The organism is Paractinoplanes rhizophilus, from assembly GCF_042664765.1.
Taxonomy (GTDB): domain Bacteria; phylum Actinomycetota; class Actinomycetes; order Mycobacteriales; family Micromonosporaceae; genus Actinoplanes; species Actinoplanes rhizophilus.
The window spans coordinates 857,676-872,834 of record NZ_JBHTBJ010000001.1 but is presented as its reverse complement, the minus strand read 5'-3'; the positions used below and the strand labels follow the sequence as shown (position 1 = coordinate 872,834).

The 15,159-nt window shown below is 71.1% G+C and carries 11 protein-coding genes; 8 read left to right on the top strand and 3 right to left on the bottom strand.

Going from position 1 to position 15,159, the window contains the following annotated elements:
* Positions 1–170: 170 nt before the first annotated feature.
* Together ACFQS1_RS03930 and ACFQS1_RS03925 are read left to right on the top strand one after the other, a co-directional pair.
* Positions 171–1,469, top strand: a complete 1,299-nt coding sequence (locus ACFQS1_RS03930) for a CE1 family esterase (protein WP_378964608.1) — start codon at positions 171–173, stop codon at positions 1,467–1,469.
* Positions 1,470–1,807: 338 nt separating this feature from the next.
* Positions 1,808–3,535: an RICIN domain-containing protein gene (locus ACFQS1_RS03925; RefSeq protein ID WP_378964607.1), complete on the top strand. Its 1,728-nt coding sequence runs from the start codon at positions 1,808–1,810 to the stop codon at positions 3,533–3,535.
* Positions 3,536–3,597: 62 nt separating this feature from the next.
* Here the strand turns inward: ACFQS1_RS03925 and ACFQS1_RS03920 are convergent, their stop codons facing one another.
* Complete coding sequence (locus tag ACFQS1_RS03920) at positions 3,598–4,986, bottom strand: extracellular catalytic domain type 1 short-chain-length polyhydroxyalkanoate depolymerase (protein WP_378964606.1); 1,389 nt, start codon at positions 4,984–4,986, stop codon at positions 3,598–3,600.
* A 292-nt stretch (positions 4,987–5,278) separates the two neighbouring features.
* Between ACFQS1_RS03920 and ACFQS1_RS03915 the strand changes: the two genes are divergently transcribed.
* From ACFQS1_RS03915 to ACFQS1_RS03890, 6 genes are all read left to right on the top strand, one after another.
* A complete protein-coding gene (locus ACFQS1_RS03915) occupies positions 5,279–6,229 on the top strand; it encodes a PaaX family transcriptional regulator (protein ID WP_378964605.1) in 951 nt (316 codons plus the stop codon).
* A gap of 101 nt (positions 6,230–6,330) precedes the next feature.
* The gene (locus tag ACFQS1_RS03910; protein ID WP_378964604.1) at positions 6,331–7,323 is read left to right on the top strand and encodes a LacI family DNA-binding transcriptional regulator; all 993 of its coding nucleotides are present in this window, start codon (positions 6,331–6,333) and stop codon (positions 7,321–7,323) included.
* A gap of 158 nt (positions 7,324–7,481) precedes the next feature.
* Positions 7,482–8,825: an ABC transporter substrate-binding protein gene (locus tag ACFQS1_RS03905; protein ID WP_378964602.1), complete on the top strand. Its 1,344-nt coding sequence runs from the start codon at positions 7,482–7,484 to the stop codon at positions 8,823–8,825.
* Entirely contained in the window at positions 8,825–9,733 is a 909-nt protein-coding gene (locus ACFQS1_RS03900; RefSeq protein WP_378964601.1) for a carbohydrate ABC transporter permease, read from the top strand. The genes ACFQS1_RS03905 and ACFQS1_RS03900 overlap by 1 nt, the downstream gene beginning before the upstream one ends.
* The gene (locus ACFQS1_RS03895; protein ID WP_378964600.1) at positions 9,730–10,554 is read left to right on the top strand and encodes a carbohydrate ABC transporter permease; all 825 of its coding nucleotides are present in this window, start codon (positions 9,730–9,732) and stop codon (positions 10,552–10,554) included. The genes ACFQS1_RS03900 and ACFQS1_RS03895 overlap by 4 nt, the downstream gene beginning before the upstream one ends.
* Complete coding sequence (locus ACFQS1_RS03890) at positions 10,551–11,453, top strand: SGNH/GDSL hydrolase family protein (protein WP_378964599.1); 903 nt, start codon at positions 10,551–10,553, stop codon at positions 11,451–11,453. The genes ACFQS1_RS03895 and ACFQS1_RS03890 overlap by 4 nt, the downstream gene beginning before the upstream one ends.
* A 573-nt stretch (positions 11,454–12,026) precedes the next feature.
* Here ACFQS1_RS03890 and ACFQS1_RS03885 read toward each other — a convergent pair.
* Together ACFQS1_RS03885 and ACFQS1_RS03880 are read right to left on the bottom strand one after the other, a co-directional pair.
* Positions 12,027–13,505, bottom strand: a complete 1,479-nt coding sequence (locus tag ACFQS1_RS03885) for a sigma-70 family RNA polymerase sigma factor (RefSeq protein WP_378964598.1) — start codon at positions 13,503–13,505, stop codon at positions 12,027–12,029.
* A gap of 251 nt (positions 13,506–13,756) precedes the next feature.
* Positions 13,757–14,941: an RCC1 domain-containing protein gene (locus tag ACFQS1_RS03880; protein ID WP_378964597.1), complete on the bottom strand. Its 1,185-nt coding sequence runs from the start codon at positions 14,939–14,941 to the stop codon at positions 13,757–13,759.
* Positions 14,942–15,159 lie beyond the last annotated feature (218 nt).

Below are 15,159 nucleotides of genomic sequence, written 5' to 3'. Positions count from 1 at the left end.
CCTTCACACCCCTCGGGCCCGCCTTCACGCTCAACAACGACTGGCAATTCTTCATGGGCTACCGGTACGGCATCTTCAACTACGCCACCAACGCGCTCGGCGGCTCCGTCACCGTCAACCAATTCGCCCTCTCCTGAATCCTCGTCCCTCTCCGGAATGGAGGAACCGTGATGTCCATCCGTAAGCTCGCCGGGGTGGTGGCAACGGCCGTGCTGGCCGGCGCCACGGCGGTCGCGATCGCGACCGCGACCCCCGCGGACGCGGCCACCACCGCCGGCTGCGGCAAGGCGCCGACCCTGACCAGCGGCACCCGCACGATCTCCAGCGGCGGCCAGAACCGCACGTACATCCTGCGCGTCCCGGACAACTACGACCGCAACAAGCCGTACAAGCTGATCTTCGCCTTCCACTGGCTGAACGGCACCGCCAACAACGTGGTGAGCGGCGGCTACTACGGGCTCCAGGGGCTGTCGAACAACTCGGCGATCCTGGTGGCGCCGCAGGGCATCGACAACGGCTGGGCCAACACCGGCAACCGTGACCTCACCCTGGTCGACAACCTCACCTCGCTGATCGAGGGCGATCTGTGCGTCGACACCACCCAGCTGTTCGCCACCGGCTGGAGCTACGGCGGGGCGATGAGCTACGCGGTGGCCTGTGCCCGGCCGACGGTGTTCCGGGCGGTCGCGGTGATGTCCGGCGCCAACCTCAGCGGCTGCAGCCCCGGCACCCAGCCGGTCGCCTACCTCGGGATCCACGGCATCCACGACAGCGTGCTCAACATCTCGCTCGGCCGGGGGATCCGGGACACGTTCGTCCGGAACAACGGCTGCACGGCGCAGAACCCGCCGGAGCCGTCCCAGGGCAGCCTCACGCACATCGTGACCGCGTACTCGGGTTGCCGCGCCGGCTACCCGGTGGTGTGGGCCGCGTTCGACGGCGACCACACGCCGGAGCCGGTGGACGGGACCACCCAGACCAGCGGCGCCCGCACGTGGGTGGGCGGCGAGATCTGGAAGTTCTTCACCCAGCTGCCCAGCACCACGACCACCCCGCCGACCACTCCGCCCACGACGCCGCCGACCACCCCGCCGACCACCCCGCCCACGACGCCGCCCACGACGCCGCCGACCACCCCGCCCACCACGCCGCCCACCTCTCAGCCGGGGGCGTGCACGGCGGTGTACCGGATCATCGGTCAGTGGCAGGGCGGCTTCCAGGCCGAGGTCACGGTGACGGCCGGCGCCGCCGCGCTGAACGGGTGGCGGGTCAGCTGGACGTTCGCGAACGGCCAGACGATCACCCAGCTGTGGGGCGGCCGCAACACGGCCAGCGGCAGCACGCAGAACGTCGTCAACGAGACCTGGAACGGCAGCCTCGGGGCCGGCGCGTCCGCGACGTTCGGGTTCCTCGGGAGCTGGAACGGCACCAACAGCGTGCCGCAGGCGACCTGCACCGCGTCTCCGTGAGAGGCGGTGATGTGCACCGCGTTTCTGTGAGGCGGTGAAGTGCACCTGGTCTCGGTGAGACCGGTGCGCGCAGGGGGATAGGGGTGCCGCCGGATTGTCCGGCGGCACCCCGCTGTGTTTCGGGGGCGGCGCGATCCGCCGGATCGACACTCATCGCTTGACACTCCGGAAACGGCGTCGATACAGTTAGGAAAACGATTTCCTTCCGCAAACTCCGAGTTGGAGCGCGACATCGGAGCTGGCTGGTGCATGTCGTTTTCCTTGTCCGATCTTCGTTCCCGGCGGCGGGAGCCGGCTCCGGCGACGAGGACGGGACCCGACGAACGGAGACGAGCAGGATGAACCGACCCCTTCGAACAGCCCGGCGCCAGGCCCGCCGCTGGGCGGTGGCGGCCGTCGCGGCCGGCCTCCTCGGCGCCGGGCTCGCGGCGGCGCCCGCGTCGGCGGCGCCCGCCTCCGCCACGCTGGTGGTGAACGCGAACCAGGTGCTGCGGCCGGTGACCCACGTCGCGACCGGGAGCCTGTACGGACTCGCCAACGCGACCCAGCCGACCGTTGCCCTGGCCCAGGCGATCAAGCCCAACACGTTCGTGCAGATGCCGGCGGGCGGCAAGCAGCAGCCCACCGGCGACATCTCCGTGGTGGCGCCGACCGCGGTCAGCGTCGGCGCGAAGCTGGTCAACCGGCTCTCCGACTACTACGCGGGCTGGCCCTACCAGTTCAGCTGGAACACCTGGACGCCCTTCATCACCTCGCAGATCAACGCGATGAAGTCGTCGTCGTACTACAACAGCATCTCCGCGTACGAGCTGTGGAACGAGTCGGACAACACCTGGCGGACGTCCAACGGCACCTACGAGGCGTTCTGGACCACCACGTTCCGCCAGGTGCGCTCGATCGACCCGGGCAAGCCCATTCAGGGCCCGAGCTTCTCGGACAACATCAGCGACATGGAGAACTTCCTCCGCAACGCGGTGGCCACGAACACCGTGCCCGACATCCTCGCCTGGCATGAGCTCTCGAGCTCCTCGAAGATCGCCGGCGACGTGGCCCGGGTCCAGGCGCTCGAGGATCAGCTCGGGATCAGCCGGCGGCCGATCGCGATCGAGGAATACGCGTCGCCGAGCGAGGTCGGCCTGCCCGGTCCGCTCGTCGGCTACATCTCGAAGTTCGAGCGTCTCGGCATCCGCGACGCCGAGCTGGCCTTCTGGAACCAGTCCGGCACCCTGGGCGATCTCCTGACGTCGCGGGGCGGCAGCCCGAACGCCGCGTACTGGCTCTACACCTGGTACGCGGCGATGAGCGGCAACATGGTGGTGACGAACCCGCCCGCGCAGACCGGCATCGACGGGTTCGCGTCCGTGCCGGCGGGCAACAACCAGGTCAGCATCGTGGCCGGCAACTGCAACGGGTCCTGTGCCGTCACGGTCAACGGGCTCAACGCGCTCGGCCTCGGCGGCGCGGTCACCGTCAAGGTCGAGCAGACCGTGTCCCAGGGCCGCACGGTGGCGTCCTCGGGCCCGAGCACCATCTCGACCTCGACCTACACCCCGTCCAACGGGACCATCAACGTTCCGATCACGATGGCCACCAACAACGCCTACCGCATCACCATCACGCCCGGCTCGACCGGCTCGACGCTCGACGGCACGTACCGCATCGCGAACGTCCACAGCGGCCTGCGCCTGGCCACCCGCAACGGCAGCACGGCGTGGGGCACGCCGGTGGTCCAGGAGACGGCCGGCAGCGGCGCCTCCCAGGTCTGGACGCTCGTGTCGGACGGCGCCGGCCACTACAAGATGTTCAATCAGGCCGGCAATGTGCTCCTCGGCATCCAGAACGCCTCCACCGCCCAGGGCGCGACCGCGCTGGTGTGGGGCGACACCGGCACCGCCGATCATCTCTGGACGCTGACCCCGGACGGCGCTGGTCATTACAAGCTCTGGAACGTCAACAGCAACCTGCTGCTCGGCGTCACCAACATGGCCACCACGTCGGGCGCGCAGGTGCTCCAGTGGGGCGACAACGGCACGGCCGACCATCTCTGGACCCTGACCCGGGTCTGACGAACGGTCCGCGGGGTGCCGTCCCGGCCGGGACGGCACCCCTCTTCAGGCGCTCAGCGCCGTCAGGCGGCGGTGCAGGTGTTGCCGTTGAGCGCGAATCCGGACGCCTTGCCGGCGTTGCCGGTGTGGGTGGCCTGGAACCCGATGGTCACCGAGCCGTTGGCCGGGATGGCGCCGTTGTACGGCATGTTCCGGGCCGTCACCTGGCCGGAGGCCGGCGAGTAGGTGGCGTTCCAGCCGGACGTGATGGTCTGCCCGGCCGGCAGGGTGAAGACCAGCGACCAGCCGTTGACCGCGGCGGAGCCGGTGTTGGTGACGACGAGGTTCTCGGTCAGCCCGTTGTTCCAGGCGTTCACGGTGGCCTCGACCCGGCACGCGCCCGAGGCCGGCGGGCTCGTCGGCGGCGTGGTCGGCGGGGTGGTCGGCGGCGTGGTGGGCGGGGTGGTCGGGGGCGTGGTCGGCGGGGTGGTGGGCGGCGTGGTGGGCGGGGTCGTGGGCGGGGTGGTCGGCGGGGTGGTGTTGTTGAGGCCGAAGAACGAGATCGCGTACGCGGCCATGCCGCCGGCCGGCAGGCTGTGCCCGGCGCCCTGGATGCTGTAGGCCTCCACCTGGACCGTGCCGGACCCGTCGGCGTAGCGGCGGCGGCTCCAGCCGGACTGCGGCGTGTCGCTCGAGGTCGGGGTCTGGCTCAGCCCGAACACGTTGGTCCACTGCTCGATCTCTTCCTGCAGCAGCGAGTACGGCACGAGGGTGTCGGCCGTGCCGTGCCACAGCTGCATCCGCGGGCGCGGTCCGCTGTAGCCCGGGTACGCCTGTCGTACCGCATCGCCCCACTGCTGCGGGGTCCGGTTCATGTTGCCGCCGGTGCATTGGCTGCTGCCGGGCGGATAGTCGGCGGCGTTGGCGAAGCAGTTGAACGGCACGCCCATGAACGCCGCGCCGGCCTTGAAGACGTCGGGGTAGAGGGCGAGCATCTCGTTGGTCATCATCCCGCCGGACGAGCTGCCGGTCGCGTACACCCGGCCCGGGTCGCCGCCGTACCGCTGCTCGGCGTACGTGATCATCGAGACGATCGAGACCGGGTCGCTGCCGCCGCCGCGCCGCTTGGCGGCGTCCGACCAGGTGTCGAAGCAGTTGCCGAAGCCGGCCTGCTGGGTGGCGCTGGGATAGATGACGAGGAACCCGTACCGGTCGGCGAGCGAGGCGAACTCGCTGCCGGAGTAGAAGCCGGGTCCGGAGCCGCCGCAGCCGTGCATGGCGACGACGATGCCGGGGTTGGCCGGGCGCACATCGGGGACGTAGATGTGCATGCGCATGCCGCCGGGGTTGGTGCCGAAGTTGGTCACCTCGGTCAGCGAAGCGGCGAACGCGGGCCGCGCCATCGGCACGGCCAGCCCGGCGACGGCCAGGGAGGTGGCCGCGGCGAGCAGGAGCTTCCGTCTGAGCTTCATCGCTTGACTCCTTTGTTTCCCGCACGCAGACCGGCATGGCCGGCGGCGCGGTGGACTGCGCCGACGACCGCCGCTGTGGCGGCTGGGGATGGAGAAAACACGCGTGGGGGCGCCGGCCGAGCGAAGGCCGCGCTGTGGTGATGCATGACATGCCGTGCGTATCGCGCGTCGGACAACGTGCGTGACCCGGTCCACCACCAATCGCGTGACACATATCCTTCACCCGGGACCGCAAACTGTCAATCGACAAATCTCGATCAACATGGGGCGACGGACCTCTAGAGTCGTCGTTGTGACCAGCCCCTACGACATCAACGAAATCTTCCCGCAGGACGCGGCCGGCGCGGTGCGGCTGCCGCGGCGGCAGGCCGGCAATTCGCCGCAGGGCCTGGCGGTCACCTTGCTGGCCGACTACACGCTACGCTCGCGGGCCTGGCTGCCGTCCGCGGCCATCGTGGCGCTGCTGGCCGAGGCGGGCGTGAGCCAGGCTGGCGCCCGGACCGCGATGAGCCGGCTGGCCCGCCGCGGCGTGCTGGAGAGCCGGCGCCGGGGCCGGCGCAGCTCGTACCGGCTGACCGCGGCGGCCGCTGCCTCCCTGGTCATCGGCGGCAGCGCCATCGTCTCGTCGCCCGGAACCCGGCCGTGGGACGAGCACTGGACGCTGATTGCGTTCTCGCTGCCGCAGGAGGAGGCCGCGCTCCGCCGGGGACTGCGCAGCGAGCTGCGGTGGATGGGCTACGCGCCGCTGTACGACGGGCTCTGGATCTCCCCGCACGACCTCAGCGAGAAGACCAAGGCCCGCCTCGCCGAGCTCACCCTGGGCAACCTCACCGTCTTCCGGGCCCGGCACATCGAGCTCGACGCGTCGATCCGCCGCAATCCGCTGGACGCCTGGGACACCGCCGACATCGCGCGGCAGTACGAATCGTTCATCCGGCGCTGGCGCGCGACGGTGCCGCAGACGACCGCCGGGCAGATCGTCGGCGCGGCGGCCGTCCGCGCCCGCACCGAGGTGATGGACACGTACCGGCGCCTGCCCATCCTCGACCCCCACCTGCCCGCGCGGCTGCTGCCGCCGGATTGGCTGCGGGAGCCGGCCCGCGACCTGTTCATCGCGGTGTACGACGGACTGGCCGGGGCCGCCGAGGATCACGTCCGCGCGGTGGCGAGCCGGCACGCCGACGGGCAGGTCGCCGGCGTCGGCGCGCACACGGTCGCCGACCTGACGACCGGCTTCAGCTGAGGCCCGGCACGGGCACGTCGCCGGCCCGGCCTCGCTGTAGAGTGCTTGTACTAAAGCGCTTTGCGGCAGCCGGCCGCGGCGACTTCAACCGGGGCGGGGCGTTGGCGGCTGCACATCGAGTCACGATCTACGAGGTCGCCGAGCGCGCGCAAGTCAGCATCTCGACGGTCTCCAACGTGCTGAACAAGCCGGACCGGGTCAGCCCGGGCACCCGGGAGCGGGTGCTCGCGGTCGTCGACGAGCTGGGTTTCGTGCCCAAGATGCAGGCGGTGAGCCTGGCCCGGCAGGGCACCGGCCGGGTCGGCGTGATGGCGCCGTTCACCTCGTACGGGTCCTACCTGCGCCGCCTGTCCGGCCTGCTCACGGCGGCGACCGAGGTGGAGCTCGACGTCGTGGTGTTCGATCACGAGTCGGCCGCGCTGGCCTCCTCGCCGGTGCTGGCGAGCATGCCCGTGCACGGCCGGCTGGACGGCCTGGTCGTCATGGGCCTGCGCATCGAGGACGCCATCGCCGACCGCCTGCGCGAGCGGCGGCTGCCCACGGTCGCAGTGGACGCCGACAGCGCGTTGTTCAGCCGGGTCGTGATCGACGACCGCGGCGGCGGCCGGCTGGCCGGCGAACACCTGCGCGATCGCGGCCACCGCCGGATGGGCTACGTGCTCGAGCGGCAGGTGTCGGACTACGAGTCGCAGGCGATCAAGCGGTTGGCCGGGTTCCGCGAGGTCGTCTCCGCGGCCGGCGGCGAGGTCGCGGTGACGCACAGCGACAACTCGGTCGACGCCGCCCGGCGCGCCGCGGCGGACCTGCTGGACCGGGCCGATCGCCCGACGGCGATCATGGCGCATCACGACACGCTCGCGGTCGGCGTGCTGCTCGCCGCGCGCGACCGCGGCCTGCGCATCCCGCAGGACGTCGCGGTGATGGGCTTCGACGACGGCGACCTGGCGATCGGCGCCGATCTGAGCACCGTGCGCCAGCCGTTCGAGGAGTCGGGCAGCACGGCCCTGAGCGTGCTGCTCGGGCATCTCGGCGGTTCCGACCTGCGATCGACGACCACGCTCGACGTCCGCCTGGTTGAGCGCTCCACCACCTGACCAGCCGCCGAGCCGCGTGCCGACGTTCGTCACCGCCATATAAAAGTGCTTCTAGAGAATCTCTTGACACTCTCTTCACGGTGCGGTTTCGTGCAGGTAACGCCCTGGGCCGGGAAATACTTTTCTTCAAGGAGCGCCGATATATGTCACTTAGAAGCATGAGAAGGCCGCTATGGCTGGCGCTCGGGTGCGCCGGCCTGATGGTCGCGGCCGCCTGCAGCGCGCCCGGCGACTCCGGCGACTCCGGCGCGGACGGCGCGGCGGCCAGCACGGCGGCGGTGGCGACATCCTGCGGCAGCGACCCGGTCACCCTCAAGGGATACTTCGAGACCGGCTTCCCGGTGCCCAAGGAGCTCGCCAACGAGTTCACCAAGCAATTTCCTAACGTCAAGTGGGACATCCGCGAGGACCAGTTCGCGGTCATCACGCAGAACGCGCCCCGGGTGCTGGCCGACGACCCGCCGGATCTCATGCGCCTGCCCCAGGTCTCCGAGCTGGTCAAGGACGGCCTGCTGAAGAACCTCGACGGGTACGCGCAGGCGTACGGCTGGGACAAGTGGCCGGCCTCGCAGCTGGAGCAGATGCGGGTCGGCTCGAACGGTCAGCGCGGCGACGGCCCGCTCTTCGCCCAGGGCCTGAACTTCAGCATGACCGGGGTGTTCTACAACAAGAAGCTGGCCGCCCAGATCGGGATGACCGAGCCGCCGGCCACGCTGGCCGACCTGGACGCGCTGCTGCAGAAGGCGAAGGACGCCGGGATCACCCCGATCAACCAGTTCAACGGCGGCGCGACCGGCGGGCTGGCGTTCCCGCTGCAGAACCTGATGGCCGCGTACGGCGAGCCGGGCCCGATCAACGACTGGATCTTCCAGAAGCCGGGCGCCACCATCGACACGCCCACCAACCTGCAGGCCACCAAGCACCTCGAGAAGTGGATCAAGGCGGGGTACTTCGCCTCCGACATCAACTCGCAGGACTACGCGACGATGATGAGCCGGTTCATCGGCGGCAAGGCGCTGTTCATCTTCGACGGGGACTGGGAGTCCGGCAACCTCGACAAGCAGATGGCCGGCAACGCCGGGTTCTTCCTGATGCCCTCGGCGCAGCCGGGCGGCAAGCGGGCCGCGATGTCGGCGCCGCTGACGTACGGGATCAGCGCCAAGGCCGCGCACGCCGACTGCGCCGCGTTCTTCCTCAACTGGGTGGCGACCAACCAGAAAGCGCGTGACATCGACGTGTCGGTCGGCGGTTCGCACCCGATGGGCCCGTCCGACGCGTACATGCCGCCGGTCAAGGAGGGCACCGTCACCGCCGCGACGCTCGAGGCCGGCGCCACCATCGGCCAGGACAACGGCTCGATGGACTTCATCGCCAACGCGACCGGCGCCATCTACGCCAAGAGCTGGACGCCGCAGCTGCAGAAGCTCGTGGCCGGCCAGCAGACCCCGGAGGCGCTGCTGAAGTCGGTCCAGAAGGATTACGAGAGCCAGGTCAAGGGCTGATGCCGGCTCGGGTCACGGGGCGGCGCGCGCGTCGCGCGCGCCGCCCCGGCGCCTGGCTGGGCTGGTTGTTCGTGGCGCCGGCGGCCGTCGTGTACGCCGTTTTCGTGCTGCGCCCGCTCGGCCTCACCGTCCAGTACTCGTTCTACGACTGGAACGGCATCGGCGCGTCCACGTGGGTGGGGCTGGAGAACTACACCCGGTTGTTCACCGAGCCCGAGCTGTTCGCGACGATCCTGCACGCGTTCGAGCTGATCCTGTTCTTCAGCCTGATCCCGGTGCTGCTCGCACTCTTCGTGGCGGCCACCATCCGCGGCATCGCGCAGAGCCGCCTCGCGCTGGTCGCCCGCACGGTGCTGTTCCTGCCGCAGGTCATCCCGCTGGTCGCGGCCGGCATCATGTGGAGCTGGCTGCTGTCGTCCACCGGCCTGGCCAACGAGCTGCTGTCCGCGGTCGGCCTGGGCGGCGTGACCCGCGCCTGGCTCGGCGACTTCGACACCGCGCTGCCGGCCGTGGGCGTGATCGGCGCCTGGGTGCTGGTCGGCCTGTGCACGCTGCTCCTGCTGGCCGGGATGAGCAAGATCGATACCGCGCTGTACGAGTCGGCCCGCCTCGACGGCGCCGGACCGGTCCGTGAGTTCTTCGCGATCACGCTGCCCAGCCTGCGCCAGGAGATCGGCGTCTGCGTGACGGTGACCGTGATCGCCGCCCTGGCCAGCTTCGACGTCGTCTACATCTCCACCCAGGGCGGCCCCGGCAACGCCACGATGGTGCCCGGCCTCGAGATCTTCTACCTGGCGTTCTCCGAGCGCGAGGTGGGCCGGGCCTCCGCGCTGGCGGTCGTGCTGGTCGCGCTGGTCCTGGCTGTGGTCCTGCCCATCCAACGGCTCACCAGGGACGGATCCCGATGATCGTCAACCGCCGCGAGGCCCTGACCGGGCGCGTCCTGCTCGTCCTGCTGATGGCGATCACCGTGGTGCCGTTCCTGAGCCTGTTCGTCACGGCGCTGCACCCCTCCGGCACGTACCCGTCGGGCTTGTCCTGGCCCGCCCAGCCGCACTGGGGCAATTTCGCCGACGCCTTCCGGGCCGCGCACATGGGCGAGCTCCTGATGTCCAGCGTGCTGATCGTGGCCGGCGTCGTCCCGGTCTCGCTGCTGCTCGGCACGCTGGCCGGTTTCGCCTTCGGACATCTGCGCATGCCCGGGCACCGGGTCGGCTTCCTGATCTTCGTGCTCGGCCTGACGCTGCCGTTCGAGGGCATCATCACCCCGCTGTACTACCAGGTCCGGGACATGGGGCTGCTGAACACCCGCTGGGCGATCATCCTGCCGCTGATCGGGCTGTTCATGCCGTTCTCGGTGCTGTGGATGCGGGCGCACTTCGTCACCATGCCCGACGACCTGTCCGAGGCGGCGCGCATCGACGGCGCCACCACCTGGCAGCTGTTCTGGCGGGTCCACGTCCCGCTGGCCCGCCCGGCGCTGTCCTCGCTGGCGATCCTGCTGTTCCTCTGGACCTGGAACCAGTTCCTGCTCGCCATCGTGCTCGTCGACGACCCGGCCAAGCGGACGATGGCCGGCGCGCTCGGCGCCTTCCAGGGCCAGTGGGGCACCGACATCCCGCTGCTGTGCGCGGGCTCGCTGCTCATTCTCGCCCCGACGCTGGCCGTCTTCCTGATCTTCCAGCGCCGTTTCGTGGCCGCTCTCCTGCAGGGCTCGATCAAGGGATGACCGCAATTCACGACACCGATGACGGAACCAGCCTCACGGCCACCGGCCGTCTCACCGCCGCCCAGCGCCGCGATTTCATCCGCTACACCGACACCCGGCGCTGGCCGCTGCTCGGGCGCTTTCCGGTCGAGGACGACCTGCACGCCGAACTGCTAGCCCAGATGCTCGCCTGCTCCCCGGAAACGGTGCGGTCGATCGTCCGCGACCTCACCGGGGAGGCCCGCGAGACCGCGGCGGAGATGCTCGCCGACGCCGGCTTCCGCGCGGCGGTCCGGGCGCTGCCGTTCGGGCCGGGGGAGCGGATCGTCGCGGTCGGCGATTCCATCACCGCCGACCGCCTCGGCTGGTTCGAGCTGTTGGCGGCCGCGGCCGCCCTCGATGGGCGGCCCACCGGCGCCATGGTCAACCTCGGCGTCAGCGGCAACACCACGGCCGACGTCATCGAGCGATTCGACCTGCTGGAGGCGGCCCGGCCGAGCCACGTGCTGCTCATGCTCGGGACGAACGACGCCCGCCGGCACGGGCGCGCCGTCGCCCACCGCATGGTCGCGGCGGCGGAGACCGGGCGCAACCTCCGGGCGCTCGTCGACCTCGTGGTCGCCGGGCTCGGCGCCGCCGTCACGGTGATCACCCCGCCGGCCGTCGACCAGCGGCGCATCGGCACGTTCTTCGCCGGCGGCGTGGTCGGATGGCGGGCCGACGACGTCGCCGAGATCGCCGAGATCGCCCGCCGCGTCGCGCCGGGCGGCGTGGACCTGCACGCCGTCACCCGCGATCACGTCGAGGGCAACTTCCTCGAGGCCGACGGCGTCCACCCCACCCCGGCCGGCCAGCGCCTCATCCTGACCCACGTCGTCGCGGGCCTCGCCGCCGCCTCCGGCTCCCAAAACGGAGTCTAGCTAGGCATTTTCGGGGTGGTGGTTCGCCTACGCCACGCGTTGCCCGGCCCACCTCGTATTTACCCGGGCCCCACGACAGCCCCGAAGGGGCGCGGACAACTTTGCTTTGCTTACTCGCGGGAAGCGCCGACTTGCTCTGCTCACCTGCGGTAAGCACAGCTTCGGCCGCTTCGGGTTGATCCGGCAACGCGGCCTCGGCGCGGACGCCGGCGCGCGGCCGGGCCGCCTGGCGCGGGCGCTTCCTGTGGGTGAGCAGAGCAAAGCGTTGCGAACACCCAGCGCAGACCACGGAACAGACCTCGATCCCGGCACCTCGCCAGCGCACCGGAATCCGGTCGCCGAGACTGGGCTGGAGGCATCGGAGCTCCCGGTCCACCTTCCGGGAGCCCCGACACCGGTCCGGTGGGGGACCAGGTCTGCGAGCGGCGACTGCCGGCGAGGCGCGGAAATGCGGCACCGGCACGGCGTCAGGGCGCGGCCGGCGGCGGTGCGGTGGCCGTGCCGCCATAGTGCCGCAGCGCTTCTTGGAGTTTCAAGATCCGACCAACCGGGCGCGCTGCTCATCACAGGTTTTCAGCCCAATGGCGGGCGAGTGAAGAATGAGCCGTCGGTGCGGAATGCGAAGCTTCCGTCGTATTGGTCGATCCACATCTGATCGCCGACGTGGCGCAGGAAGAAGCCGCGATAGTTGAACGATTCCAGCGCCAGCGAGCCGGCGAGGAAGCCGGTGTGGGGGCAGAACGTGGCGTCCTCGCGGAACAGGACGGTGCCCTCGTCCGGGCTGAGCCGCAGCCGGAAGGAGGAGTGCCGCAGGTAGCGGCCGTCCGGGCGGCGGAACGAGAAGCATGCCGGATCGGCCAGCCCGGGCACGGCCCGCAGGCTGGCCCGCTCGCGGGCCGCCGGGTCGCTCGCCGGGCCGACCGCGGCGAGCACGCCGAAATCCTTCGCCACGGCGACGTATCGCCCGGGGCTGCCGGCCGATTCCAGCGATACCCGGCCCGCCACCAGCCGGTCGGGGGCGGCGCTGGCCGTCGCCGTGCCGGTCAGTCCCGGCGGGGGCGGCGCCGACGTGGCCCACCCGGTCGTCGGCACCGTGACGCCGGCCGCCAGGACGCCGGCGGTGATCGTCGCCGCCACCGGGTGCATCGCGGCCGCCTGCACCGCGCGTCCCAGCCACGACGCGGCGCCGATCGCGACCTTGGCGCCGGAACCGGCGGCCGCGCCCGAACCGGCGGCCGCGCCGCCGGCCAGCCCCTTCACTACCACCGCGACGCCGAGCGCGGCGGGGACGGGCAGCAGAAACAGCCCGGCCAGCAATCGATCGGTGGGCAGCAGGCGCCGCGTCGTGCGCGCACACACCGGGCAGGACTGCACGTGGCGGGCGAGCCGCTTGCGCCAGTACGGGCTGGGCACTCCGTTCCAGTCGGCGGTGATGTCACCGAGCTGGTCGCAGCCGGGTGTGGCTTCGAGCGCGGCGACGATCTGCCGGCTCGCCTCGAGCTGCTCGCGCATCCGCTGCATCCGTACGCCGGCGTGCGCGACGCTCGTGCGCAGGGCCGCCGCGACGTCCGGCCGGGTGAGCTCGCCGACCATCTCCAGCCACCACAGCGAGAACGCCGTGCGCTCGTCGGCGCCCATCCACTGCAGCGCGTGCCCGACCTGCTGGCGTTGCCCGGACAGCTCGACCCGCAGCAGGGCCGGGCCCTCCACCTCGGCGCCGGGGTCCGGTCGGCCGAACGCCGCGTCGAGCGGCACCGCGCGGCGGGCCGCGACGTCCTTGCGGGACAAGTGGCTGCCGATCTGCCGGACGGCGATCGCGGCCAGCCACGGCCGGAAGCTCGTCGCCGACCGCAGGTCCGCGAGCTGGCGCAGGGCCCGCACCAGCACGTCCTGCACGACGTCGTCGACCGCCGGGTCGCCGGGCAGCGCCCGCCGGACGAGGTTGTAGACCATGGGCAGGTGCCGGCGGAACAGCTCGTTCAGCGCGGCCGGGTCGCCGGCCCGCGCGGCGGTCACGAGCTGCTCGTCGCGACCGGGAAACGGCTGATCCAACGCGGTGTCCTGACTTCGGCAAGGAAAAGTGAACGCTCACAATCGGCGCCCACATGGTATGAGCGCCGCCCGCCACATTCAAGACGATAGTTGCGGTTGACCTGCCCGGTTACGTTTCAATCCGGTGTCCGGACGCCCTTGCCGATGGCCCGGAGACAGCGAATGCCGCCGGCATGGCCGGCGGCATTCGCCTCGCGGGTGGACGGTCGGGCGGGAGGCTCTCCCGGGCCGGGCGTGGCCGGCCGGTCGCGTCAGGCCGGCAGGCTCACCGGGGTCGGGGCCGGACGGTTCACGGTGGTGCCGTCACCCAGCTGTCCCGCCGGGTTGTAGCCCCAGCACCACAGGCTCCCGTCGGCGCGGGCGGCGCAGGTGTGGTAGGCGACGTCGAAGCTGTCCGCCCAGGTGGTCGCGTCGCCCACCCGGGTCGGGGTGGACCGGTTGGCGGTGGTGCCGTCGCCGATCTGCCCGGCCATGTTGTTGCCCCAGCACCAGAGGGTGTGGTCGGTGCGGGTGGCGCACGCGGTGTTCAAGCTGGCGCCGACGGCGGACCAGGTGGTGCCGTCGCCGACGCGCATCGGCGTGGTCTGGTACGTGGTGGCCGCGCCCAGCTGCCCGTACCCGTTCTCGCCGAAGCACCACAGTGACCCGTCGGAGCGGACCGCGCAGGTGAACGCGTATCCGGCGGTCACGCCGGTCCAGTTCGTGGCGGTGCCGACCTGGGACGGCGTCGTGGTGTAGCTCAGGATGCCGAGGCCGAGCTGCCCGGTCGTGCTGTCGCCCCAGCACCACAGCGTCCCGTCTGTGCGGGTGGCGCAGGTGTGCGCGAAGCCGGTCGTGACCTGCGACCACGTGGTCGCCGTGCCGACCTGCATCGGTTCGGTCGCGTAGTAGAGGGACGTGCCGATGCCGAGCTGGCCGAGCCGGTTGAAGCCCCAGCACCAGAGCGTGCCGTCGGTGCGGACGGCGCAGGTGTGTGTGTCGCCGGCGCTGACCCGGGCCCAGTTCGTGGCGGTGCCGACCTGCACCGGTGCACGCCGGTCGGTGGTGCTGCCGTCGCCGACCTGGCCGCGGCGGTTGCTGCCCCAGCACCAGAGCGTGCCGTCGGTGCGGACGGCGCAGTTGTAGCTGGTGCCGGCGTCCAGCCGGGCCCAGGTCGTGGCGGTGCCCACCTGGGCCGGGGTGGCATGGCCCGCGGTGGTGCCGTCGCCGAGCTGACCGCTGGCGTTGCCGCCCCAGCACCACAGGGTCCCGTCGGCGCGGACCGCGCAGGTGTGCGAGTAGCCGGTGGCGACGGTGGCCGCTCCGGGGCTGGCGGCCGCCGCGGCCGGTGCGGTCGTGCCCAGGCCCAGCACGGCGATCGCGGCGGCCGTCAGCGCCGCCGCGATGATCGATCTCCGCCGCCGGGCACGCGGCCGGTCGTCCGGGATGTTGCCCATGTCGTTCCCCCAGCAAGTCGATGACGAACGGTGGGGGCGACGTTGCCCCAGCAGGTCATGAGGACCCACCAGTTCATAGCATTGACCTTGCGACATTGACTACCGGCAATACTCGAGCGACCTTTACGGATCGATGGGCGTAACAGGCGTTCAGTAACGTTCGTCGATCGAAAACCGGTTCGGAAGTTACGCGTGCTCGAGACCGATCCGGTATTGAC